At 67.0% G+C, this 23,587-nt stretch carries 20 protein-coding genes; 10 read left to right on the top strand and 10 right to left on the bottom strand.

Going from position 1 to position 23,587, the window contains the following annotated elements:
• Positions 1 to 23 precede the first annotated feature (23 nt).
• The gene (locus tag OK17_RS03200; RefSeq protein ID WP_232715296.1) at positions 24 to 782 is read left to right on the top strand and encodes an SDR family oxidoreductase; all 759 of its coding nucleotides are present in this window, start codon (positions 24 to 26) and stop codon (positions 780 to 782) included.
• Between the two features lie 11 nt (positions 783 to 793).
• Here OK17_RS03200 and OK17_RS03195 read toward each other — a convergent pair whose 3' ends face one another.
• From OK17_RS03195 to OK17_RS03180, 4 genes are all read right to left on the bottom strand, one after another.
• Complete coding sequence (locus tag OK17_RS03195) at positions 794 to 4,258, bottom strand: protein kinase domain-containing protein (protein ID WP_461416652.1); 3,465 nt, start codon at positions 4,256 to 4,258, stop codon at positions 794 to 796.
• A gap of 165 nt (positions 4,259 to 4,423) precedes the next feature.
• Positions 4,424 to 5,437, bottom strand: a complete 1,014-nt coding sequence (locus tag OK17_RS03190; RefSeq protein WP_461416651.1) for a nitronate monooxygenase — start codon at positions 5,435 to 5,437, stop codon at positions 4,424 to 4,426.
• A gap of 18 nt (positions 5,438 to 5,455) precedes the next feature.
• Positions 5,456 to 6,925, bottom strand: a complete 1,470-nt coding sequence (locus OK17_RS03185) for a sugar porter family MFS transporter (RefSeq protein WP_461416678.1) — start codon at positions 6,923 to 6,925, stop codon at positions 5,456 to 5,458.
• A gap of 177 nt (positions 6,926 to 7,102) precedes the next feature.
• A complete protein-coding gene (locus OK17_RS03180) occupies positions 7,103 to 9,499 on the bottom strand; it encodes a sensor domain-containing protein (RefSeq protein ID WP_461416650.1) in 2,397 nt (798 codons plus the stop codon).
• 293 nt (positions 9,500 to 9,792) lie between these two features.
• Here OK17_RS03180 and OK17_RS03175 point away from each other — a divergent pair, with 293 nt between their 5' ends.
• The 3 genes from OK17_RS03175 (at position 9,793) to OK17_RS03165 (ending at position 12,852) form a co-directional block, all read left to right on the top strand.
• On the top strand, positions 9,793 to 10,950 hold the full coding sequence (locus OK17_RS03175) for a beta-ketoacyl synthase N-terminal-like domain-containing protein (RefSeq protein ID WP_461416649.1): 1,158 nt from the start codon (positions 9,793 to 9,795) through the stop codon (positions 10,948 to 10,950).
• A 96-nt stretch (positions 10,951 to 11,046) separates the two neighbouring features.
• Positions 11,047 to 11,937, top strand: a complete 891-nt coding sequence (locus OK17_RS03170) for a hypothetical protein (protein ID WP_232715291.1) — start codon at positions 11,047 to 11,049, stop codon at positions 11,935 to 11,937.
• Between the two features lie 48 nt (positions 11,938 to 11,985).
• A complete protein-coding gene (locus tag OK17_RS03165; protein ID WP_232715290.1) occupies positions 11,986 to 12,852 on the top strand; it encodes an LLM class F420-dependent oxidoreductase in 867 nt (288 codons plus the stop codon).
• 125 nt (positions 12,853 to 12,977) lie between these two features.
• Here OK17_RS03165 and OK17_RS03160 read toward each other — a convergent pair whose 3' ends face one another.
• The 4 genes from OK17_RS03160 to OK17_RS03145 all read right to left on the bottom strand — a co-directional run bounded on the left by OK17_RS03160 (position 12,978) and on the right by OK17_RS03145 (position 16,732).
• Entirely contained in the window at positions 12,978 to 14,570 is a 1,593-nt protein-coding gene (locus OK17_RS03160) for an ABC transporter permease (RefSeq protein ID WP_461416648.1), read from the bottom strand.
• A gap of 1 nt (position 14,571) precedes the next feature.
• Complete coding sequence (locus tag OK17_RS03155) at positions 14,572 to 15,513, bottom strand: ABC transporter ATP-binding protein (RefSeq protein WP_232715288.1); 942 nt, start codon at positions 15,511 to 15,513, stop codon at positions 14,572 to 14,574.
• Between the two features lie 80 nt (positions 15,514 to 15,593).
• Positions 15,594 to 16,433: an alpha/beta fold hydrolase gene (locus OK17_RS03150; RefSeq protein WP_461416647.1), complete on the bottom strand. Its 840-nt coding sequence runs from the start codon at positions 16,431 to 16,433 to the stop codon at positions 15,594 to 15,596.
• A gap of 95 nt (positions 16,434 to 16,528) precedes the next feature.
• Positions 16,529 to 16,732 (bottom strand): hypervirulence associated TUDOR domain-containing protein, encoded by a 204-nt coding sequence (locus tag OK17_RS03145; protein ID WP_232715424.1) that lies wholly within the window; start codon positions 16,730 to 16,732, stop codon positions 16,529 to 16,531.
• 81 nt (positions 16,733 to 16,813) lie between these two features.
• Between OK17_RS03145 and OK17_RS03140 the strand changes: the two genes are divergently transcribed.
• From OK17_RS03140 to OK17_RS03115, 6 genes are all read left to right on the top strand, one after another.
• The gene (locus OK17_RS03140; protein ID WP_232715286.1) at positions 16,814 to 17,410 is read left to right on the top strand and encodes a sulfite oxidase-like oxidoreductase; all 597 of its coding nucleotides are present in this window, start codon (positions 16,814 to 16,816) and stop codon (positions 17,408 to 17,410) included.
• Positions 17,407 to 18,123 carry a ferredoxin reductase gene (locus OK17_RS03135; protein WP_461416646.1) on the top strand — a complete coding sequence of 239 codons (717 nt, stop codon included), beginning with the start codon at positions 17,407 to 17,409 and terminating at the stop codon, positions 18,121 to 18,123. The genes OK17_RS03140 and OK17_RS03135 overlap by 4 nt, the downstream gene beginning before the upstream one ends.
• Positions 18,124 to 18,188: 65 nt before the next feature.
• Complete coding sequence (locus OK17_RS03130; RefSeq protein WP_461416645.1) at positions 18,189 to 18,665, top strand: glutathione peroxidase; 477 nt, start codon at positions 18,189 to 18,191, stop codon at positions 18,663 to 18,665.
• A gap of 26 nt (positions 18,666 to 18,691) precedes the next feature.
• The gene (locus OK17_RS03125; protein WP_461416644.1) at positions 18,692 to 19,597 is read left to right on the top strand and encodes a DUF1295 domain-containing protein; all 906 of its coding nucleotides are present in this window, start codon (positions 18,692 to 18,694) and stop codon (positions 19,595 to 19,597) included.
• A complete protein-coding gene (locus tag OK17_RS03120) occupies positions 19,594 to 20,751 on the top strand; it encodes an FAD-dependent oxidoreductase (RefSeq protein ID WP_461416643.1) in 1,158 nt (385 codons plus the stop codon). The genes OK17_RS03125 and OK17_RS03120 overlap by 4 nt, the downstream gene beginning before the upstream one ends.
• Positions 20,752 to 21,099: 348 nt before the next feature.
• Positions 21,100 to 21,477 carry a hypothetical protein gene (locus OK17_RS03115; protein ID WP_461416642.1) on the top strand — a complete coding sequence of 126 codons (378 nt, stop codon included), beginning with the start codon at positions 21,100 to 21,102 and terminating at the stop codon, positions 21,475 to 21,477.
• An 84-nt stretch (positions 21,478 to 21,561) separates the two neighbouring features.
• Here the strand turns inward: OK17_RS03115 and fadD5 are convergent, their stop codons facing one another.
• Both fadD5 and OK17_RS03105 read right to left on the bottom strand, forming a co-directional pair.
• Entirely contained in the window at positions 21,562 to 23,169 is a 1,608-nt protein-coding gene (gene fadD5, locus OK17_RS03110; protein WP_461416641.1) for a fatty-acid--CoA ligase FadD5, read from the bottom strand.
• A gap of 110 nt (positions 23,170 to 23,279) precedes the next feature.
• Positions 23,280 to 23,587: AMP-binding enzyme (locus OK17_RS03105; protein ID WP_461416640.1), on the bottom strand; the 308-nt coding region annotated here is incomplete at its 5' end.

Here is a 23,587-nt window from a genome sequence, read left to right as displayed (position 1 = left end):
GGCCACGGGCGAACACTGAGTTCATGAACATCACCGGAAACACCATCTTCATCCCAGGCGCCACCAGCGGCATCGGCCTCGCACTGGCCCTCCGCTTCCAGCAGAAGGGCAACACCGTCATCGTCGGTGGTCGGCGCACCGAACTCCTCGAACAGATCCGCACCGAACACCCCGACATCCACACCGTCGCCATCGACACCACCGACCCCGACAGCATCGACGCCGCGGCGGCATCGGTGATCGCCGACCATCCTGATCTGAACGTGCTCGTCACGATGGCCGGCATCATGCGCACCGAGGACTGGTCCTCTCCGGCCGGATTCCTCGCCACCGCCGAGGCGACCGTCACGACCAACCTGCTCGGACCGATCCGCTTGATCGGGGCGTTCATCGAACACCTGCAGACACGTCCGCACGCCACGATCATGACCGTGTCGTCGGGTCTGGCCTTCACCCCGCTGAGGGTGACGCCGACGTACAACGCCACCAAGGCGGCCATCCACATGCTCGGCGAGTCTCTCCGCCTGCAACTCGACGGAACGTCGGTCGAGGTCGTCGAACTGGTACCTCCGGCGGTCCGCACCGACCTGATGCCGGGACAGCGGGACAGCGAATTCGCCATGCCCCTCGACGATTTCGTGACCGAGGTGGTCGAGCTGATCGATTCGCAGCCGGACGCCACCGAGATCCAGGTGGAACGGGTCAAGTTCCTCCGTCATGCCGAGTCCCGAGGGGACTACGCCGAGGTCGTCGCTACGTTGAACCAGCTCGACCGGCACTGACCTCGTCGCCGTCACTCGGCCCGCGGCGCCGAGTGCAACCTGTCCAGGTACGGGACCACCGCCGGATCCACGTCTCCACGACCGGTCGTTCCGAGCCTCCGGACCAGTTGTCGCACAGCGGGCCCCGCGTCGAGTACGGGCTGTACCAGGCCCAGGCGAGCGCAGCGGTCGAGGATCGGGAGCAGCAGTTCCTCCGCCTCCGCGTTCGATCCGTTCGCGGCGACGCATTCGGTCAGCAACAGCCGGGCGTTGAGCGCTGCTCGCGGTCGGGCCTGCCCGTCGATCGATGCGGTGAGGGCGCGTGCGCGACGGCACGCCTCGTGGTGGGCGTCATCGTCGCCGATGGCCAGCAGCGCCCGGATGGCCGCTTCCTCGGTCTTCTCGGCGGTGACCTGGACGATGCCGTCGGATAGGTCGTGTGGCATCGCGGCGGGGAACGACTTCGCGGTCAGGGCCGCCGCGCCGATTCCCGAGCGGAGACGTTCGGCGGTGATGTGCGCCGCCATTCGCGGCAGATGGAGAGCCTGCGCCAGCCGCTCCCCGGTGTCCAGGCGTTCGGCGGCCTGACCATCCTGTCCGAGAGCATGTTTCGCGCGTGCTCCGACGACATGGGTGGCAAGCATGATCTCCACGATGCCGCCCTCCGCGCCCAGGTTGTAGGTGCCGTCGAGGAGCCGCACCGCCTCGGCGACCTGACCCTTTTCGTACAGCAACTCCCCCAGCAACGCGCCACTGAGGCGCGACCCGTAGGACCGGTCCTCGTCAGACGCGCGGGCGAGGCTCATCGCGTGACGGAACGCTGCTTCGGCCGCGTCGAAATCGAGTTGTTCTCGAGATGCCACCCCGCTGAGGATGTACCCGTAGATCACGCTGAACGGCCCGTTCGTCCGCCGATGGTGCGGCCGCGCCCAGCGCTGCCAGTCCCGTGCCTCGTCGTAGGCGAACCGCTGCACCTCACGGAACGACGCGATCGCGGCGACACCGGACAGGACCCATGGGCGGAGATTGTCGGCACGGAGGACACACGCCTCGACCGCCTCGTCGAGGCCGTCGAGCTGGTCGTCGAGAACGGTCATCGCGGCACGGATGAGCGCCGTCTCCGCGCGGATGTCGGCGACATCGCCGTCGGCATCGGACCCGGCGGGGAGTGCGGCGTCGATGTAGGCCAGCGCCGTGTTCGCCGGCGCCCGGTGGTGCAGCAGCGCGTGCGCCCAGGCGATCACCAGCTGAAGATCGGGCCGCTTCCGGCGCGTCGTGAGCGGGAGCTTCGTGGCGAGGCCGAGCACGGTGATCATCTTGGACTGCTCGAGCATGTCGTAGCCCTCGCGTTCGACCAGGTCGATTGCATCGGAGTCGTCGCCTGCGGCGAGGTAGTGGTCGACGGCTGCGCTGAACATGCGGCGGTCGGCGAACCACGTGGCGGCCCGCCGGTGGAGCTCGTCGCAACGGTCGGGCTCCTGCTTCTCGAGTCGGCGACGCAGGAAGTCGGCGAACAGATGGTGATAGCGGAACCACTGTCCTTCGGGATCGAGCCGGGTGAGGAACAGGTCGCGTTCCTCGATGTCCTCGAGCATGCTCTGCGCGCGTCGCCGACCGGTCAACGCGGTCGCGAGGGACGCGCAGATCCGCTCCGCCACCGACGTCGCCAGCAGGAAGTCGAGCAGATCGGGGTCGAGACTGTCGAGGACGTTCTCGGCCAGGTAGTCCCCGAGTTCCCGGTGGTTCGCCGAGAACTGCCGGATCGCCGCCCGGGGATCGGAGTGATCGCGCAGCGCCAACGATGCCAGCTGCAGGGCGGCCACCCAACCGTCGGTCGTCTCCTCGAGTTCGGCGACATCGGTGTCGTCGATCGACAACCCGGTGCCGCCGACGAGCAGCTCACGCGACTCGTCCATGTCGAAACGCAAAGCGGTGGCGTCGATTTCGATCAGTTCGTTCTTCACGCGGAGGCGACTGAGCGGCAGATTCAGGCGGGTACGGCTGGTGACGACCAGCTGAAGGTGATGGCAGCCGTTGTCGATGAGGAACAGTGCGATCGCCCGGCTCTCGGGGTTGGTGACCCGATGCCAGTCGTCGAGCACGACGCGGATGTGCTCGTCGGTCGTGTGGGCGCGATTGATCAACGTGGTCAACACGTACCGCTCGGCACCCTCGCCGTATTCCTCCAGCGTTCGGGTGAGCTCGGTTCCGAGGCCCGGGAGCGTCACGCTGACGGCGTCGACGAGATGGGACAGGAACCAGGCGGGGGTGTTGTCGTCCTCGTCGATCGCCATCCATGCGGTCTTGCCCCCGGAGGCTTCGGTCGCATGGACGTACTGGATCGCCAGAACGGTCTTGCCGTACCCGGCGGGTCCGTGGATCAGGATCAGACGGGCTCGATTGTCGGTGGCGAGCCGCTCGAGCAACCGGGTGCGCGGAACCGTCGCGTGCGCCATGACCGGTGGCCGGTACTTGGTGGCGACGACCGGTGGACGCCCGGACTCCGACCCGCTGCCCGGGCTGCCGAGGTGGAGGTACCCCGACGTGTCCATGGACGAGTCCGTGTCGATGCGCGTGGGGCCGTCGAGGTCGGTGAGGAGCGGGACGGGCACGTCGGCTACGGGGAGGCCGAGTTCGAGGCCGGCCTGTCGCAGTGCCTCGCCGAACTCGAGTGCGGTCGCATAGCGATCCGCCGGTGTCCGCGCCACCGACCGCGCGATGACCGTCCACACCGGCTCCGGCACACCCTGCGCCCGCAGGTCCGGGAGCTCGTCGGTGGTGATCCGCAGGAGTTGGGCGACCAGGTCCTCGTTCTTGCGGCGTCCGTACGCCGGTCGCCCGGCGAGCGCGGCGTAGAGAGTTGCACCTAGCCCGTACACGTCCGAAGCCACCGACGGAGAGTCGCCGCGCAGGACCTCCGGTGCGGTGTAGGCGGGGGTTCCGAGGACCAGGCCACGGCTGGTGTCGTCCCGATCGGCGAGGCGGGCGATGCCGAAATCCGTCAGCTGTGGCTGCCCGTACTCGGTGAGGAGGATGTTCGACGGTTTGAGATCGCGGTGCAGGACGCTGGCACGATGCGAGGTCTCCAACGCCCCGGCCATCTTGATACCCAGGTCGATGACGTCGGCGACATCGCAGCGTCCTTGTCGCCGGAGACGGGTGTCGAGCGAACCGCGGACGTGAAAAGGCATGACGATGAACGGGAATCCCGACCGCGTCACGCCGGCCTCGAGGATGTGGACGATGTTCGGGTGACCGGACAGGCGCCCCATCGCCTGCTGTTCGCGGAGGAACCGCACCCGGTCGGTCTCATCGCCACCGGTCCGCAGCACCTTGACCGCCACTTCCCGATCGAGCGAAGGCTGGCGGCACCGGTAGACGACGCCGAAACCGCCACGTCCCGTGACCCGGGCGTCGGTGAAACCGGCTGCGCTCAGATCCTCCGCGATCTCCCGGGAGGGGGGATCGGCGGGCTTCGTGACTGTTCGACGGGCCATCGAGCGTCCTAGGGATCGGATCGTGGCGTCGTCGATCGCGGCCGGTCGGATGGACTCACGGTGTCCGGTTCCGCCGACTGCTGCATCTCATGCATGGTCATGGCGTCCCCTCGTGTCGTGCTCCCGAGTCTAGGCGCCGAGACGCGGCGACGGCCGCGACATCAATCAGCCGAGACGACGGATCGTATCCGTCGCGGACTCGACGACCGCCTCGCGGAAACCGGTCCCGGCCCAGAGGTTGATGCCGTCGGGATCGGTGGCGGCGGCGCGTCGGACGCCACCCGTGAGCTTGTTGACCGCCGGATACTCGGCGACCGCGGCCTCGGAGAACTCGTCGGTGAAGCGGTTGCGCAGCGTCCGCGCGGGGCGTCCGCTGAACGCGCGGGTCACCACCGTCTCGGTGCGCGCCGGATCGGCCAGGGCATCCGCATGAGCCGGTTTCGTGCCGGCCTCCCGGGTACGCAGCAGAAGGGTGCCCACCTGGACGGCGACCGCCCCGGAAGACCGCAGCCGGTCGGCTCGATCGCGGGTCGCGACGCCCCCGGCCGCCACCAGCGGGAGTGCGACGCGGGCACGCACCGCTTCCAGGAGGTCGTCGAGTGACTGGGTGGGCGGTTCGGTGCGGCGGTCGAAGACAGAGCGATGTCCGCCTGCGTCGGGTCCCTGTACGCAGAGCCAGTCGGCCCCGGCATCCGCGGCGACGACCGCATCGTCCGCGGTGGTGACCGTGACCCCGACGGTGCAACCGTGTCGTCGTAGCTCGGCGACCGCGTCCGCCGGTGGGCAGCCGAAGGCGAAGGAGACGACCGGGATCCGCTCGTCGCACATCAACGCGATCTTGGCGTCGAAGTGGTCGTCGTCATCCCCGAGCTCCGCGACGGCGGGCAACTCCACGCCGAGCGACGTGGCGTAGTCGAGCAGCCGGTCGCGGTAACGGGCCACGGCGTCCCGATCCACCGGCTCGGCCTCGGGGACGAAGATGTTGACACCGAAGGTGTCGACGCCGCCGGCGCGTACGGCAGCGATGTCGGCCGCGACGCGTTCGGGCGACAGGTATCCGGCGGCCAACTGGCCGAGTCCCCCGGCAGCGCCGACGGCGACCACCAACTCGGGCGTCGTCGGGCCGCCGGCCATCGGTGCCCCGACGACCGGCACGGCGAGGTCTCGAAGGTCAACCATGCGCCGATACTCCTCTGGTCATGCCTTGTCGTGCGTTCCGCGGGCGGTGGCCAATCGGGACAACCGCGATTCTGCGACCGAATCCATGTCCTCGAGTTCCAGGCCCTTGGTCTCCTCGACCTTCCTGAAGACGTAGAGGAAGGACGCTGCGGCGCAGAAGGCGAAGAAGCCGTAGATGATTCCCAGTCCGACCGCCTCGGTCATCGGCGGGAACAGCATCGAGATGGTGAAGTTGGCCAGCCAGTTGACCGCGGTACACACGCCGAGTGCGACGCCACGGATGCGGTTCGGGAACATCTCCCCCAGCATCACCCACATCACCGGACCCCAGGTGGCGGCGAAGGCGACGACGAACAGATTGGCGCCGATCAACGCGATCACGCCCCACGGATCGGGCAACGACACGTTCTCGCCCTCGCCGATCTGTTGGGTGAACGCCACACTCGCCATGAGGAGTCCGATGAACATTCCCACCGAACCGGCCAGCAGCAGCTTCCGCCGACCGATGCGGTCGACGAACAGGATCGCCACGAACGTCATGCCCACGTTGATGACCGCGGTGATCACCGACGTCTTGAACGAGTCGCTCTCGGAGAAGCCGACCGACTGCCAGAGCGTCGTCGAGTAGTAGAAGATCGCGTTGATGCCGACGAACTGCTGGAAGACCGCGAGCCAGATGCCGACCCAAACCAGCGGATGAAGCCCGAACGACGGGCCGGCGATGTCCTTGATCGAGGTCTTGGACTCCCGTTTGACCGTCAGTTTGATCTCCTTGACGCGGTCGAGCGGATCGCTCTCTCCGGTCACCGTCTGGAGAATGCGAGCGGCTTCCTCGTCCCGGTTGCGGCCCACCAGGTATCGCGGCGATTCCGGGATCAGCAGTGCGAGAACGCCGTAGACGATGGCGGGGACCACGCCGACGAGGAACATCCAGCGCCAGGCCTCCAAACCCCACCAGAGGTTGTTCGACGCGCTTCCGGCGCTGTTGGCCAGGACGGCATCCGACAGCAGTGCCGCGAAGATGCCCATGGTGATGGCCAGCTGCTGCATCGAGGCGAGTGCGCCGCGATACCGGGCCGGAGCGATCTCGGAGATGTAGGCGGGCGCGATGACCGAAGCGATGCCGATGCCGATACCGCCGAGAACGCGCCAGAGCAACAGATCCGGGATCGTCTGTGTGTAGGCGGTACCGATCGCCGAGATGATGAACAGTGCCGAGCCGAACAGCATCACGCGCTTGCGGCCCCAGACGTCGGCGAGTCGCCCGGCGAACCAGGCGCCGAGCGCGCAACCGAGCAGCGCGATCGCAACAGCGAAGCCCGTCATCAGTTTGCCGAGACCGAAATTCGATTCGATCGAGTCGACGGCGCCGTTGACCACCGAACTGTCGAAGCCGAAGAGGAAACCACCGACGGCTGCGGCGACTGTGACGCCGATGACCTTCGCGGTGTGTTGTTCGGCGATCTCTCGCTGCTGCGGGTCGGCCATCACATGGCCCCGATCGCCGGTGTGGTGCAGCACGAATCCTGGGACATGTCCGTGACCTCGCTGTCCGGTTGCATGGTCGTCGTCTCCGACGTTTTCGCGCTCAATCTACTCGGGCGGCGAGGCCGGGCGGCGCACATCCGAGCACGCGTCGGTATCGATCTGGTCTGGACCGCCAGGTCAGGACTCGTCCGGGGCGCCGGGCGGGGTCGAGATCACCGGTGTCCCGGACAGTATCTCGGCGAGCGGCTTCGGGCGTCCGTAGTGGTATCCCTGCGCGAGGTCGCAGCCGACGGCTGCGATCGTGGCTGCCTGGTCAGCGGTCTCGATTCCCTCGGCGATCACACGGACCCCCATCGCGTGGGCGACGTCGACGATGCCGGCGAGAATCGTGCGTGCACTCGGATTCTCCCCGAGCGCATCGACGAATGCCTTGGCGGTCTTCAGGATGCCGACCGGCAGCCGGTACAGCTCGCTGAGCGAGGAAGCGCCGGTGCCGAAATCGTCGAGCGAGATGCTGATGCCGAGAGCCCGGATGTCGCGCAGCAGGTTCAGCAGGCCGCTCTCGAGCGGCGCGAGTGCGCTCTCGGTGATCTCGAGGCACAGGGATCGGGGATTCATGCCGGTCTGTGCACACGTCTCACGGAGACGGCGGAGGAAATCCTCGTTGGTTAGTTCACGCCGGGATGCGTTCACGCACAGCATCACCTGTTGCAATTGTGGCGTCCCCGCCACCTCGGCGCAGGCCGTGGCGAGGACATGGGCGCCGACCTTGTCGATGAGTGTGGACTGCTCTGCCAAAGGGATGAACTCGGTGGGCGGGATCGAGCCGAGTTCGGGATGGTTCCACCGCAGGAGGGCCTCGAGTGCGACGAGCTGCCCGCTCTCGGTGGAGACGATCGGTTGGTAGTGGATCTCCAGCTGCGAGGGATCGGAGACCAGCGCGCGACGGAGTTCCTCTCCGATCCGTTGACGGCGCTGGAGCTCCTCCCGGTGATGCGTCCGGAATTGGACATAGGGCTCCCGAGATGCCTTGCGCGCCTGGTACAGAGCGATGTCGGCGTCCCGGAGGAGATCCTCGGGGGTGGAGTTGTCGCCGGCGGCCACGGTGGCGACGCCGATGCTCACGCGCACCGTCAGGGGTTCGCTGCGGTCGGTCACGCTCACCGGCGGTCTGATCGCGGCGCGGATCGACTCGATCTGGTGCTCGATCTCCGCCGGCGTGTTGGTCTTCGGGTGAGTGGTGACCAGAACGAACTCGTCTCCCCCGATCCGCCCCACCGCACCCTCCCGGGGCGTCGCGCCCGCAAGCCGTTGGGCAACGGTGTGCAAGACCTCGTCGCCGACGGCGTGACCGAGTGAGTCGTTGACGAGTTTGAAGTTGTCGAGATCGATGTAATAGATTGCGACGCAATTAGTGTCGTGACCGGCGAGTGCCTCCATGTGCGACTCGAGTTCGTTGAGGATCCCGGCCCGGTTGTACAGCCGGGTCAGCGGATCGTGGACGGCATCCCATGCCAGCCGGGTGCGCTCGCGGTAGCGCTCGGTGATGTCGGCGAAAGACACCAGCACGACCGCCTCCGCGGTGTCGTCGTCGATCGGGCGGCAGCTGCAGGACAACCATCGCTCGCCACCCGGCGTGTTGATCGTCGCCGTGGCATCGGTGATCGCAGTCCGCGTCCGCAGGCAGCGGATGATCGGCGACTCACCGTCGACGAAGTCGAGCGGCAGGTCGTGGACGGACGAACCGGGAACGCCCTGCGGGCCGAGCATGGTCGCGGCCGCGGGATTCGCGAGCTCGATTCCGCCGTCGGCCCGCACCACGATGACCGCCTGGTGCAGGGCGGCGAGGATGGTGCCCAGGCGCTCGATCAGCGGTCTGCGGGTGGGCTCGGCGACGATCAGGAAGCCGTCGTCCATCGACGTGACCGAGATATGGGCGAGGAAGGTCCGGTTGTTGTCCGCGCGGCGGTGGAGCTGGTCGACCGTGCCGCCCAGGGCCACCGCGGCCCGGACGTCGAGGTTGCCGCCCGTGACCGAACCCAGCTCGCGACCCACGGCGTCGTCGGCGGTGATGCCGTACATCTGCTCCGCCGCGGGATTCCACGACCGCACCGTCATGTTCCGGTCGACGGCGATCACAGCGTTGCTGACATGATCGAGCAGCGCCGCCTGACGTCTCAGTGCCGCTTCGATGGCCTTTTGCGCGGTGATGTCGCGCAGTATCACCTGATACGCCGGTTTGTCGTGCCAGACGGTGCGAACCGAGGTGACCTCCATCGGACGCGACACGCCATGGGCGTCGACCATCACGACTTCCTCCGGATACGTCGCCGCGCCGGCTTCGTCGCCCATGCTGACGATCCGCTCGATCATGTGCGGGAGTTCGTCGGGGTGGACGAAGTCGGTGATCGGGCGGCCGAGCATCTCCTCCCGGTCGGCGACCCGGGCGAAGTCGAGCGCCGCGGAGTTCACGTACACGATGACACCGTCCTGGTGTACGGCGATCGCGTCCGGGCTCAGTTCGAGGAGAAGGCGATAGCGTTCGGCCACCGCGGCATCGTTGGATCGGGTCATGGGCTCGGCATGGGGTGCGACGAGATCACTGTGGCCACCGTCCGTAGGCATCGATTCCGGCACTGCGTCAGTCCCTCCCCCCGGCCCTGCTCCAACCCCGCCGTCCATGTTCCCCCAAAAAGGGGGTGTCGGGTGGGCTAAAACGACGCAGAGTCGTGCGAAAGTCGAGTGGAAACCCCGTCCGTCGCGAAATGAGTCGATTGCCGCTCTCTGGGGGATTCTTGAGGTGGCGTTCGGTCAGATGACCTCGCAGAACTGCCGACAATTCAAAAATCCATGAAGAGGGTTCACCAATGACGAATCATCGATCGACCATTTCGGGTGTGGGGGCCGTGACCGGATACGGCTGGGGTAGAGAGGCCTTGTGGAACGGCCTGGTCTCCGGGAAGTCCGCAGCCGCGTTGCACGAGGGCTTCGGTTCCGGGGACGACGGTGGCCCGGGATGGATAGTGCGCGTGCCGGAGGGCGGCGACCAGGCCGACGGGAACACCCGCTTCGCCCGCGCAATGCGAAGTGCGGCGCGGGAAGCCATCGAGGACGCGATCGCACACGGTTGGCGCGCCGGTTCGCGGGTCGGTTTGGTGCACGCCTGCGTGCTCGGCGATCTCGACATGTATCCGATGGTGACCTCCGGTGCAGGGCAGTACACCGGCCGGCAGTATCTGTCGGTGACACCGTCCACGCCGGTGTCGCTGCTCATGCAGGAGTACGGCTTTCACGGTCCGGCAATGAACGTGTCGGCGATGTGCACCTCGGGTTCGGCGGCGATCGTGACGGCAAAGTCATGGCTCGACGCCGATCTCGTCGACGACGTCCTGGTGGTCGCCACAGATCTGTCGGCCAAGCCGGAAGTGGTCGGCATGTTCGTCCAACTCGGCGTCGCCATCACCGACACCGACGCACTCGACGCCTGCCGTCCGTTCCAGGAAGGCAGCCGGGGCTTCACCTTCGGCGAAGCGGCCATCGCTTTCACGATGACCAACCGCAGGACCGACGGTTATGCAGATGTGTTGGGCGGGGCCATGTCCCACGACGCCTTCCACGTCACGTCGATCGATCCGCAGCTCACCAACGTCGTCGGTTGTGTGGAACAGGCGCTGTCGACCGCCGGTGTCTCCGGGGACGAGATCCGGTACCTGAATGCGCATGGTCCCGGCACCCGGCAATGTGACCGCGCCGAGGCGACCATCGCCGAGACGATGCTGCCCAACAGTGAGGTCTTCTCCGTCAAACCCCTTGCCGGGCACTGCCAGGGCGCGGCGGGTGCGGTCGAGCTGGCCGCGTCGCTGCTCGGATACGACCGGGGCGAGATCCCGGCGCCGCCGAGTGTTTCCGACGGAATCCCACAACTTCTCGACGGACTGACGCATCGGGATGCGGGCCCCACACTGAAGACCTCCCTGGGCATGGGCGGCCACAACTCGGCGGTGGTGATCGCACCCCAGGTCTGACCCGGGATCGCCGCGATCAGGCGCCTATCGGCACTTTTTGCGAACGTATTTCGCCAGATCGGTGCGGAACCACCAGGAAAGCCCCACAATTCAGACATGTCGAACGCGCCGGAGAACTCGGCGGCTGACCGACCGGCTTCGGGAACCGGGCCGGAGTCGGGAGCGCGTCGTGTGCTGACAGCTTTTCTGAACTCCCCCTTCGCGGGAATGTCGCCGTGGATCGTGATGGCACTGGTGACGGGCCCGGGCCGCTTCGAAGAAGCAGCGGCCTCGGCATTGGCCCTGTCGTTGCTTCTCGTCGTGGGGACTCACCGCCGCGGCAGCAGCTTCAAACTGCTCGAGTTGTTCGACGTCGCCTACTTCGCGGCGATGGCCGGTCTCGCTCTGTTCGCCTCGGCCGGGGTCATCGGCTGGCTGGAGAAATGGGGCGGCGAGATGACCAACATCGCGTTGGTCGCCTTCGCCCTCGGCTCGATCATCGTGCGCCGGCCGTTCACCCTGCAGTACGCCCGAGAAACCACCGAGAAGGAACTCTGGACGAGTCCGCTGTTCCTGCGGATCAACTACGTCATCACGTGGGCGTGGGTCGTCGGGTTCGCGGTCGGAGCGATCTCGGGTGCCGTCGGGGATCTGGTGCTCGACGATTCGAACAACTTCTGGACGGGCTGGATCATCCAGATCGGCGGCATCATCTTCGCGGTGTCGTTCACGGAGTTCTACCCCGATTACGCCACCTATCACGCTGCTCTCCGCGAAGGATGGCTCACGGACGAGACGCCGCAGAGCATGCTCCACCTGTTCGACTGGGTGCCCGGCTATGTGCTTGCCATCGGCATCGCCGGCTTGCTGACCGAGGAGTTGAGCACGGTTGTCGGGATCATCGTGATCGTCGTCGGCGCGGTCGGTATCAAGGTGTTCCGACAGCTGACGACCGCTTTCGACGCCCGCCTGGCCCAGACGGCACCGGGAACATCGACCAACGCCTGAACCGGTGCTCGTACCCCGACGCCGGATGTCGTCGGTAGGGTCGAGAACATGAATCTCGACGGGGTTGGAATCTGGAGTTCGCCACTACGCTATGGAGACGCCGGGGAGGCCGCGGAAGCCGCAGCCGAGCTCGACGAGTTGGGCTTCACCGCCCTGTGGATCCCCGACGTCGGTGGCCCTGTTCTCGACTCGGTGCGCAACCTCCTCGGTGCCACCAAGAAGGCCGTGATCGCCACCGGCATCCTCAACATGTGGATGCATGAACCACACGATGTCGCTGCGGCGCACGCGAGTTTCGCCGACGAGTTCGGTCCCCGGTTCCTTCTCGGCCTGGGTATCAGCCACGCACCGCTGATCGACGCGAAGGAGGCGGGTCGCTACCAGAAGCCGTTGGCCACCACCCGTGCGTTCCTCGACGGACTCGATTCGGCGCCGACGCCGGTACCGGCGGACAGCCGGGTTCTTGCGGCCCTCGGACCGAAAATGCTCCGACTCGCCGCAGACCGCACGCTCGGTGCACACCCGTACCTGGTGACACCGGACCACACCGCGACCGCACGTGAAACCCTCGGCGCCGGGCCGCTGCTCGCACCCGAGCAGACCGCCATCTTCGCCGCAGACCGCGACGAGGCACGTTCGATCGGCACCAAGTGGCTCACGAGCTACCTCGCCATGCCGAACTACGCCAACAACCTCCGCCGCCTCGGTTTCACCGACGAGGACCTCGACACGGTCAGCGATCGGCTGTTCGACGCCCTGATCGTCTGGGGTGACGAGTCGGCGATCCTGGGCCGCATCGACGAGCACCGCTCCGCCGGTGCCGACCACGTCTGCGTCCAGGTCCTCCAGGAGGACCACCGCGGATTCCCGCGGGAGCAGTGGCGTCGCCTCGCGGAGGCTCTCGGCCAGAACTGATCACGTTGCGTCTTGTCCCGGTGTCCGGGACAAAACGCAACCTGTCTTCGGGGCCACCGCCCGAAACTCCGTATGACGTCGAGCCCGGAACCCGGGCTCGACGTCATACGCATCTTTCGGGCCTCTCACGGGATGTCGCGTCGTCGGAACCCGGCGAAGCCGATCAGCAGGAACCCGACGGTCACGAGGCCGATCCACAACAGGCCCCACCAGTTCGTATCGATGGCGGCCACGTCCGGGTCGTGGTGGAACGGGCTGAAACCCAGTGCCCAACCGGGCAGTTTGAAGCTCGGTCCCAGGATCGTCATCACGAAGGACACCAGCACGCCGAGCCAGATCACCGGCCGGGCCACGGGGCGGGCACCGATCACCATGACCGCAAAGGCGATGACCGTCCACGTTGCCGGGACCGTCACGACCGCCTGCAGCAGCGCGTTGCCGAAGCCGATGCCGATGTCGGCGGTCGACGCGAAGACACCGACCACCACCCCCGCGATCGACAAGAACACCGCCGACGCCAGGAACGCCACCAGCACGCTCGCGGCGAAGTAGCGGACGCGGGCAACCGAAGTGGCGAGAACCGCTTCGGTCCGGTCCTCGAGTTCCTCGGTGCGCACACGGTTGACGATCTGTACCCCCGCCACCGCGGCGATGATCCCGACCAGGCTCAGGATCGTCGTGACGAACGCCGCGATCAGATCGGCCGGCGACGCTGCACCGGACGCGAAGACCATCGCCAGTGCCGGATTCGTCTCCAGCAGACTCTTGACCGATCGGGTGAAGTAACCGAATGCGACGCCGAGTCCGATGAAGGCCACCGACCAGGATGCGATGGATGCTCTGTTGAGTCGGATGGCGAGGGCCGTCGGCGATCCTGTACGGCCCCTCGGCGGGCCCGGTTTCGAGGGGATCAGTCCCTGCCCGAAGTCGCGCGAGACCTGTAGAGCGAAACCCACTCCGGCCACCACGACCGCGAAGGCGAGCCCGAGCCCCAGCGGCCACCAGTGGTCGCCGGTCGCCGGCCGCGTCTCCTGGATCCAGCCGAGTGGGTTGGCCCAGGTCGCCCAGGTCGGTGCGCTGACCGAGTACAAAAACCCTCGGAGGATGAACAGCACACCGAGCAGTGACACCGAGATCGTCGTCGCCGCACGGGCATCGGCGCCGACTTGCGCACTGACCACGGCGACGGCAGCGAACATCCAACCGGTGACGGTGAATCCGGCACCGAGCAACATCGACGAGCCCCAGGCGCCGCCGCACAGCCCGGTGGTCACGCCGGCCACGACGCCGATCGCCACCGAGCACGTCATCGCCATGACCAGCGCGGCCAGCAGTCGCGACGACCTACCGAGAACACCCGAGGCCAGTAGTTCGGCCTGTCCCGAGTCCTCTTGTCCGCGACTGGCCTTGACGACGATGAAGATCGCACCGAGCGCCGCGATGAACCCGCCGAGGGCGAGGCTGCGCCACGCGGTGAAACCGTCGGTTGTCGCCAGGTCGTAGGCAGGACCGAAGATCAACCCCAGCGCCGGGTTGGCCCCGACCGTCGCCGCGAACGCCTTTCGTTCCAGCGCATCGGGAAACAGCCACGGGTACACGAGGACCGACGACACCGCCAACGCGGTCGGCAGCACGATCCACGGGGCGAAGGTTCTCCCCTCGTGGTGCAGGGACGCCTTCAGCAGCGGTCGTGTACCGGCGATGGAGGCGACGGTCATCTCACCGCTCCCCCGGCGCCGCACCTTCGGCTTCATAGAGCCGAAGGAACAGGCTCTCCAGCGACGGCGGCTCGACGGTCAGCGACCGTAGGCCGCACGACGTCAGCATCGCCATCGCATCGCCGATCCGGTCCGAATCGACTGTGGCACCGAGACGGTGCCCGTCCACGGTGACATCGTGAAGTTCCGCGAGCTGTTCATCGGAGGGGATGGTGTCGAGGTCGGCGCGGACCGACGTTCGGGTGTGACCACGGAGGTCGGACAGGCTGCCCGTGGCGACGATCGCGCCGTCGCGGATGATGCTGAGTCGATCGGCGAGGGTCTCGGCCTCGGCGAGGATATGGCTCGACAACAGCACCGTCGTACCACGGGATTTCGCTTCGCCGACCACGTCCTGGAAGACGCTCTCCATCAACGGATCCAGGCCCGAGGTCGGCTCGTCGAGGATCAGCAGCTCGACGTCGGAGGCCAGCGCGGCGACGATCGCCACCTTCTGGCGGTTGCCCTTCGAATACTGGCGACCCCGTTTGGTGGTGTCGAGTTCGAAACGTCGGACGAGGTCGGCACGACGCTCTTCGTCGAGCCCGCCGCGCATCGCGCCGAGGAGATCGATCATCTCGCCGCCGGTCATCGACGGCCACAGGGAGACGTCGCCGGGGACGTAGGCGAGCCGGCGATGAAGCTCGACGACGTCGCGCCACGGATCGCCGCCCAGCAGGCGGACCTCGCCCGCGTCGGCGCGCAACAGACCGAGCAACACCCGGATCGTCGTCGACTTGCCGGCTCCGTTGGGGCCGAGGAAACCGTGGACCTCGCCGCGTCGAACAGTCAGGTCGAGTCCTCGCAGCGCCTCGAACCTGCCGAAGGACTTGCGTAGATCGCGGACGTCGATGGCGAGATCGACAGGTGGCCGCCGGGCGGCGTCGGATACTCCGGTGGGCATGGGGAACCTCCAGGATCGACGATCGCCGTGATCCTTGCACAGCCGCCGACGGAGAGGCCCGAAACGAGACCGAGTTGCCGCTAAGCGGTGGCGGCCTTCTCGATCATCACCGCGGCCACCACGGCCGGGTGCGACACCATGGACACGTGTGAGGCGTCGATCTCCGAGATGCGGCCAGACGCGGCACGCGCCGCCATGAAGCGCTGGAGTGCAGGCGGAATCACGCGGTCCTGTCGCGACACCAGGTACCAACTCGGCACCCGCGCCCACGATGCCGGACCTGAGGGTTCGAGATTGGCGACGAGCGCCGCGGACTTCTGATGCGCGAACATGTCGGCAGCAGTCGCGACGCTCACGTCCTGGGCGAAGACCTCCCGGAAGTACGGCTTCGCTATGAAACCGTCGACGTTCCGTCCCGCCACGCCCGTGGGGTCGTCGACCACCTTGACCTGCAACGCCGGTGGCAGGAGTCGGCTGCCGGGATACACGATCGGATTGAGCAACCCCTGCACGAACTCGCCCTGCGCCGGCGCGAACGCGGCGATGTACACGTTGGCAACGACATCCGGGTCGTCGACATTCGTGATGACCATGCCTCCGTAAGAATGACCGACGAGCACTATCGGACCGCTGATCGTGGCGAGTTTCTTCTCCAGTAGCGCCGAGTCGTGGGCAGGCCCGCGGAGCGGATTGTCGAACCGCTGGACCGGATAACCCTTTGAGGAGAGCCGTGATGCGACGCCATCCCAGCCGGTCGAGTCCGCGAAGGCGCCGTGCACCAGCACGATCGTCGGGGTCGGCGCGGCGGAGGCGGACGAAATGGACACCGTTGTCGCCAGGAGGGCGGCGAGAACAGAGAGCAACGCCAGTACGTTCCGGCGCAGCGCTTTTCGATCGGGATGGGGTGAGTCGGCGGCCATGGGACAACCCTTCGTGCGCGACGGACTCGGCCCCGACGGTTTCCGACGATACGCGGTTCGCCGTGGTTATTCGAGGTCTCGCGGCCTGGCGGCGCCTACTTCTTGGAGAGCGAGGATTCCTTGTGCGCCGCCTTGGCACCGGTCTTCGACGACTTCACGATCCAATACGGTTCGTCTTCACTGGCTTTGAACTTCTGCCCTTCGAAAGTGAACTCCTTGGTCCGCTTCTCCTCCGCGGTCCCCTCGGTCTCACCCTGCGAGGTGTTCCATCGGACGGTGTCGTTCTTGCTGATCGCCATCATCCGGAATGCCCACATGTGGCGTTTCGCCAAACCTCATCGTTCGGCCGGCGGGTACGCCTGCGCGTAGACTCCGCGACCATGGCGATCGTCAACCGAGGCTTCGTGGGCCGCCGCGACCGCGATGCCCGCCGCCTACCCCCGGGCCAGTACACGACCCTCGACTTCCCGGTGCTGTCGGCCGAGCCCACACCATCGGTGCCCCTGGAGAAGTGGTCGCTCGCCGTCCAGTCCGCCGAGCACCGCGCCTCGACGTTCACCTGGGAGCAGTTCCAGGCGCTGCCCCACGACGAGATCACCACCGACATCCATTGCGTCACACGGTGGTCGAAGTTCGCCACGCGCTGGCGAGGGGTCTCCTTCGACACCCTGCTCGCGGCACTACCGTTCGAACCGGCACCGTACGTCATGGCGCACTGCTACGGCGGGTACACCACCAATGTTCCGCTCGCCGACCTGACCGGCGGACAGGGCTGGATCGCCGACACCTACGACGGCGAGCCGCTGGCACCCGAGCACGGCGGACCCGCCCGGCTCCTCGTCCCCCACCTCTATTTCTGGAAGAGCGCCAAATGGGTTCGGCGCCTTCGGTTCATGCCTGAGGACACCCCTGGTTTCTGGGAGGAGCGCGGGTACCACATGTACGGCGACCCCTGGCGTGAGCAGCGGTACTCGTGACCGACTGGCTGCTGACGACGGTCGCCTCCGTCGTCGACATCACCCCGTCCGCGCGCACCCTGCGGTTGGCACTCCCCGAACCCGTCCATGTGTTGCCCGGCCAGCATGTCGACATCCGGCTCACCGCCGAGGACGGTTACTCGACTGCCCGCGCCTACTCGGTGTCGGACGCCCGGGAGACCCGATCGATCGAGGTCACCGTGGAACGTCTCGACGACGGGGAGGTGTCGCCGTATCTGGTCGACATGGTGGAGGTCGGCGACCCGCTGGAGATCAGCGGACCACACGGCTGGTACTTCACGTGGGCTTCCGGCGACGACCGTCCGGTGCAACTGATCGGCGGCGGGTCCGGGGTCGCGCCGCTCATGTCGATGATCCGGAGCCGCGAGGTCGACGCACCGCTGACGCCCTTCTCCCTGGTCTACTCGGTGCGCAGCCCCGAACGCGTCTACTACCGCGACGAGATCCGGCAACTCATCGAGCACCACCGCATGGACCTTCACCTGGTCCACACACGCGTCGCACCCGCGGGATCGCCGAGACCGCCGGGGCGCCTCGACTCGGCGGAGCTGGCCGCGCTCACCATGGATCCGTCGCGCTCGCCGACCGTCTACATCTGCGGACCGAACCGATTCGTCGAGGATTGCTCGAAGTGGATGGTCGATGCCGGCCACGAACCGTCCCGGATCCGCACCGAGCGATTCGGCGACTGACACGACGCAGCGCGGTTTCGGTCCAATGCCTGCTGCTGTGCGCCGACCGGAAGTAGCGTGGCGACATGACTTCCGCGTATGACTTCACCGCGACCGGGATCGACGGCAAACCGGTCGACCTCTCGACGTACCGGGGCGACCCACTGCTGATCGTGAACACCGCATCGAAGTGTGGCTTCACACCGCAATACCAGGGGCTGGAGACGCTGCATCGCGACTACCAGGGCCAGGGATTGCGAGTCCTCGGCTTCCCGTGCGATCAGTTCGCACACCAGGAGCCCGGCAACGAGGAAGAGATCAAGAACTTCTGCTCGCTGACCTACGACGTCACCTTCCCGATGTTCGCCAAGGTCGACGTGAACGGACCGGACGCCCACCCCCTCTTCGAATGGCTGCGCACGCAGAAGTCGGGAGTCTTCGGCGGCCGGATCAAGTGGAATTTCACCAAGTTCCTGGTGAATCGCGACGGGTGCGTCGTCGAACGCTTCGCACCGGCAACCAAACCCGAGAAACTGGTCGGGTCCATCGAGAAACAACTCTGACCCGCCGACGGCAGGGACGTGACATCGTGAGCCGGACAACGTCGTTCGTGCGTGTGATCATCGCCTACGTGGTGGCCCTCGGGGTCGCCGCCGCGTGGTTGTGGCTGGGGCCCGACACCGGCCACCTGTGGCTCGACACCCTCGTCGCCGATCTCTGGGCGACGCTGGTGATCTTCGGCTTCAGCCGCTGGTATGCGAACTCGAGCATGTACGACGCATATTGGAGCGGCATCCCACCCGTGCTGCTGGTGTACTGGTGGGCTGCAGGCGATGTCGGTGCCGGTGCTGTGCACTGCTGGGTCATCGCCGTCGTCGTCGGGGTCTGGGCGATCCGGCTGACCGCCAACTGGGCGACCGGGTGGCCGGGTCTGGATCACGAGGACTGGCGCTACGGGATGCTCAGGGAGCGTGCCGGGGGTGCCGCGATCGTCGTCGACCTGTTCGCCATCCACGTCATCCCCACCACGCAGGTGTTCCTGGGCATGGTGCCGGTGTACGTCGCGGTGACCCGTCAGGGTTCGACGATCGCCTGGCTGACGGCACTGGCTGCGGTCGTGGGCTTCGCCGCGATCGCCCTCGAGTACGTCGCGGACGCGCAGTTGCGTCGCTTCACGGCGCATCGCACGCCGGGAGCGGTCCTGGACACCGGCGTCTGGTCGTGGTCCCGGCACCCGAACTACTTCGGCGAGTTCTCTTTCTGGGTGGCGATGGCGCTGTTCGGGATCGCCGCCTCACCCTCGGACTGGTGGTGGTTGCTCGTGGGTGTCGTGGTGATGCTGGCGATGTTCCTCGGCGCGAGTATCCCGATGATGGAGCAGCGCAGCCTGTCCCGGCGTCCCGGTTACGCCGATGTCGCCGACCGGGTGTCGCTGTTCGTACCCCGGCCGCCGCGCGGTGCCCGACCTCCGCAAACCGAACACGTCCCCGGATGACCCGATCCCGCGTCGTCATCGCCGGCCTCGGTGACACGGGAGTACTGACCGCGATCCATCTGTCCGGGCACGCCGACATCGTCGGGATCTCGTCGAAGCCCGGGCTGGTCAGTGGTCAGGAACTCGGGCTACGTCTCAGCCGGCCCGAGGCCTGGGCCCGCGACTACCGGATCGCGTTCGATCGGTTCCGCAAGCTGGACGGTGTCCGCACGGTCCACGGATCGTTGATCGCGGCCGACCTCCACGGACGAAAGGTGACGGTCACCGGTACCGACGGAACCGAACACGTCGAACCGTTCGACGCCCTGGTTATCGCAACCGGTGTCCGCAACGGCTTCTGGCGGCGTCCCGGTCTCCAGTCCCCGACCGACGTCGACCGGGACCTCGCCGCGGCGCATTCCCGGCTGGCGGAGGCGGATTCGATCGCGGTGATCGGGGGTGGTGCCGCGGCGGTGAGTGCGGTCGCGAACCTGGCCGCGACGTGGCCGGACAAGCACATCGACCTCTACCACCCCGGCGACCGCGCGCTCCCTCGTCACCACCATCGGACCTGGCAGAACGTGTCGGCGCGCCTGCGCAGCCTCGGCGTCGGAGTGCATGGCGGCCACCGCGCGCGGGTGCCCGACGACTTCGCCTGCGACGAGATCACCACCGGACCCGTGCAATGGTCCACCGGGCAGCAAGCCGTGCACGCCGACGCGGTGCTCTGGGCGATCGGCCGGGTCACCCCGAACTCCGACTGGCTGCCCGCGGAGATCCTCGATGACCACGGGTTCGTCCGTGTGACACCGGAACTGCGGGTTCCCGGCCACGAGCTCGTCTACGCCGTCGGGGACATCGCCGCGACCGATGCTCTCCGGAGCTCGGCACGCAACCGCGCCGACCGGTTGCTCGCCCACAACATCCGCGCGGACCTGTCGGGTCGGCCCGGCCGCGCACGAAGCTATGTGCCACCCCGACGACGATGGGGGTCGGTCCTCGGCGCGCAGCACGACGGCCTGCAGGTGTTCGCACCGAACGGTCGGTCATTCCGTTTCCCCGCATGGTCGGTGGACGCGGTACTGCAGCCGTGGATCGTGCGGCGGGGAATCTACGGCGGGATTCGAGATGACGATTCTCTGCCGTCTGCAGATGGTCGGCGGCGTCGCACCTGAAAGCTCATCTTCCGCGCTTACACTCGGCCTCATGAGTAACGAGCAGTTCTCGGGCCATTCGCCAGACCCGGTCGATCCGCCGCCCGGGTCGCACACCGCGCCGCTCCCGCCCACGTCGGCACCGGCCGGCGACATGCCGCCGGGCACCGCCGGCTCGACACCACCGGCAGCGCCGACGACGACCGAGGCGCCGCTGAAGCCGACGGCCGCCGAACGTGCGAACACGATCGTCAAGAAGGTCGTCATCGGCCTGATCATCGCAGCCCTCCTGGTGATCACGTACTTCATCCTGGAGGCGTTCCTACCCCGCTGGTGGGCCGGCAGATCGGTCGCCGGGTCGACGGGTCGATGGCCAGCGGAGTCTGGACCGGCCTCGTGCTGGGTGTCGTCTGCACGTTCGTCCCGCTGTTGCTCTTCGTGTTCGCGTTCCTGAGCCGCAGCCGGATGAGAAACGTCCCTGCGATCGGCTTCGCGGTGCTCGGCGTCATCGTCGCGATCCCGAACCTGCTGACGCTGGCGGTCGTCGCGGGCGGCGGTAACGGGGCGCACGCGGGTGAACGCATCTTCGACGTCGATGCACCCGGATTCCGCGCCGCAACATTGTGGGGCGTGATCATCGGCATCGTCCTGGCGATCGCCGTCGGCTGGTTCATCTGGCGCTACCGCCGGCGTGGCCGGGAACTCGCGGCCACCCGCCCGGCGAAGGACAAGAAGAAAAAGAAGTGACGGTCGGACAGACCCACCACTGAGAAGATCAACCCGCCACCTCGATGAGGTGGCGGGTTGATTCGTTCGTGCTCGCGGGAGCGGTCAGTCGGCCAGCCCGGCATCCTTGCTGCCGTAGGTCTCGCGCAGCTTCGGCTTGACGACCTTGCCGCCCGCGTTGCGCGGCAGCTCGTCGATGATGACCAGGTCCTTGGGATGCTTGAAACGGGCCAGGTTCTCGTTGAGGTGGGGTTCCAGTTCGGCCAGCGTCAGGTCGGTGACACCCTCGGCGAGGACGACGACAGCGACCGGCACCTCGCCCCATTTCTCGTGGGCGCGACCGATGATGGCTGCTTCCATGATCGCCGGGTGGCTGTAGAGGACGTTCTCGACCTCGGCGCAGTAGATGTTCTCGCCGCCGGAGATGATCATGTCCTTGGCGCGGTCGACGACGAAGAGGAAACCGTCCTCGTCCTCACGGACGAGGTCGCCGGAGTGGAACCACCCGCCGCGGAAAGCTTCTGCGGTCGCTTCGGGCTTGTTCCAATAGCCCTTCATCAGATTGGGTCCGCGATAGACGATCTCCCCCACCTCGCCGGGCTTCACGTCGTTCATCAGCGGGTCGACGATGCGCGCGGTCACGGCCGGCACCACCTTGCCGATCGAACCCTTCTTACGCAGTGCGTCTTTTCCCTCGAGGATCGTCGTCACCGGGGACATCTCGGTCTGCCCGAACGCGGTCATGTTGAGCGCCTCGGGAAAAGCCTCTCCCATGGCGTTGAGGACGGTGTCCGACGCCGGGGCGGCACCCCAGCTGATGTTGCGCAGACGAAGCTTTCGCGGACGGGCCTTCTGGGCCGCGCACACCGCCTGCCACTGCGCGGGCACCATGAACACCGAAGTGGTGCCTTCTCTTTCGAGGGTGTCGAGCATGGCGTCGGGGTCGAAGGCGCCCAGCGGGTGGATGACGGCGCGGACGCCACGGTAGAAGACCGGGGCAAAGGCGGCCAGGCCGGCGATGTGGAACATCGGCGGCACCACCGACGCCACGTCGTCGGCGTCCGCGTTGGCGGTGGTGGCCATCGTGGTCACCGCCTGGGCGTGGAAGTTCTGGTGGGTCAGCATGGCGCCTTTGGGCTTTCCGGTGGTGCCCGAGGTGTACATGATCGCCGCGACGGTGTCTTCGGGGACGTCGACGGCCGGCAGGTCCGCGTCGCCCTGGGCGAGAAGGCCTTCGTACTCGAGGTGCTGCGGGTTCTCGCTGCCGTCGACGACGATCAGGGTGTCGATCCCGCCGGTGGACGCAGATACGGCGTCGGCCAGGGGTGCGAGGAGTTTCTCGGTCACGATGACCTTGGCCCCGCTGTCCGAGACAAGGTAGGCGACCTCGGCGGGGCTCATCCGGATGTTCACCGGAACCGGGATCGCGCCGATGAGCGTCGCACCGAGGACTGCCTCGACGTACTCGGTGCGGTTGAGCAGCACCATCAGGATGCGATCACCGAACTGCACACCGAGCCGGCTCAGCGCAGCGCCGAAAGCCCTCGACCGGTCGTCGAGTTGCTTCCACGTCGTGGACTTGTCCAGGTACGTGATCGCCACCTTGTCCGGCGTCATGAGCGCATGCCGGTGAACCTGATTGTTCCAGTGGTTGCGACGCGAGCGGTACGGCTCGGTGGTCAGATCGGCGGTGGCTTCGTACGTTGCGGTCATTCACTGGCTCCCGTGTCGATCGTGCGATGCTCGACATTGTTGCCTGCATCACAGTTGTCTGCGTCACACCCTACGCAGACTCGACGGGTTGCTCGTGAGCTTTCGGCGGGTCAATCGGACAAACCGGCGTCCTTGCTGCCGAAGCGCTGTCGCAGCACGGGTTTCGTCACCTTGCCACCGGCGTTGCGCGGCAGCTCGTCGACAATCACGAGGTCCTTGGGGTGCTTGAACCGTGCCAGGTTCTCGTTCAGATGTGGCTCCAACCCGGCCAGGTTCAGGTCGTCGACGCCGTCGGCGAGGACGACGACGGCGACGGGCACCTCGCCCCACTTCGGGTCCGCTCGTCCGATGACCGCTGCCTCGGCAATGCTCGGGTGGCCGTAGAGGACGTTCTCGACCTCGGCGCAGTAGATGTTCT

Source organism: Gordonia sp. GN26, from assembly GCF_054823965.1.
Note: the sequence above shows the minus strand (reverse complement) of the source record. Positions and strands in the feature narration are given on the sequence as shown.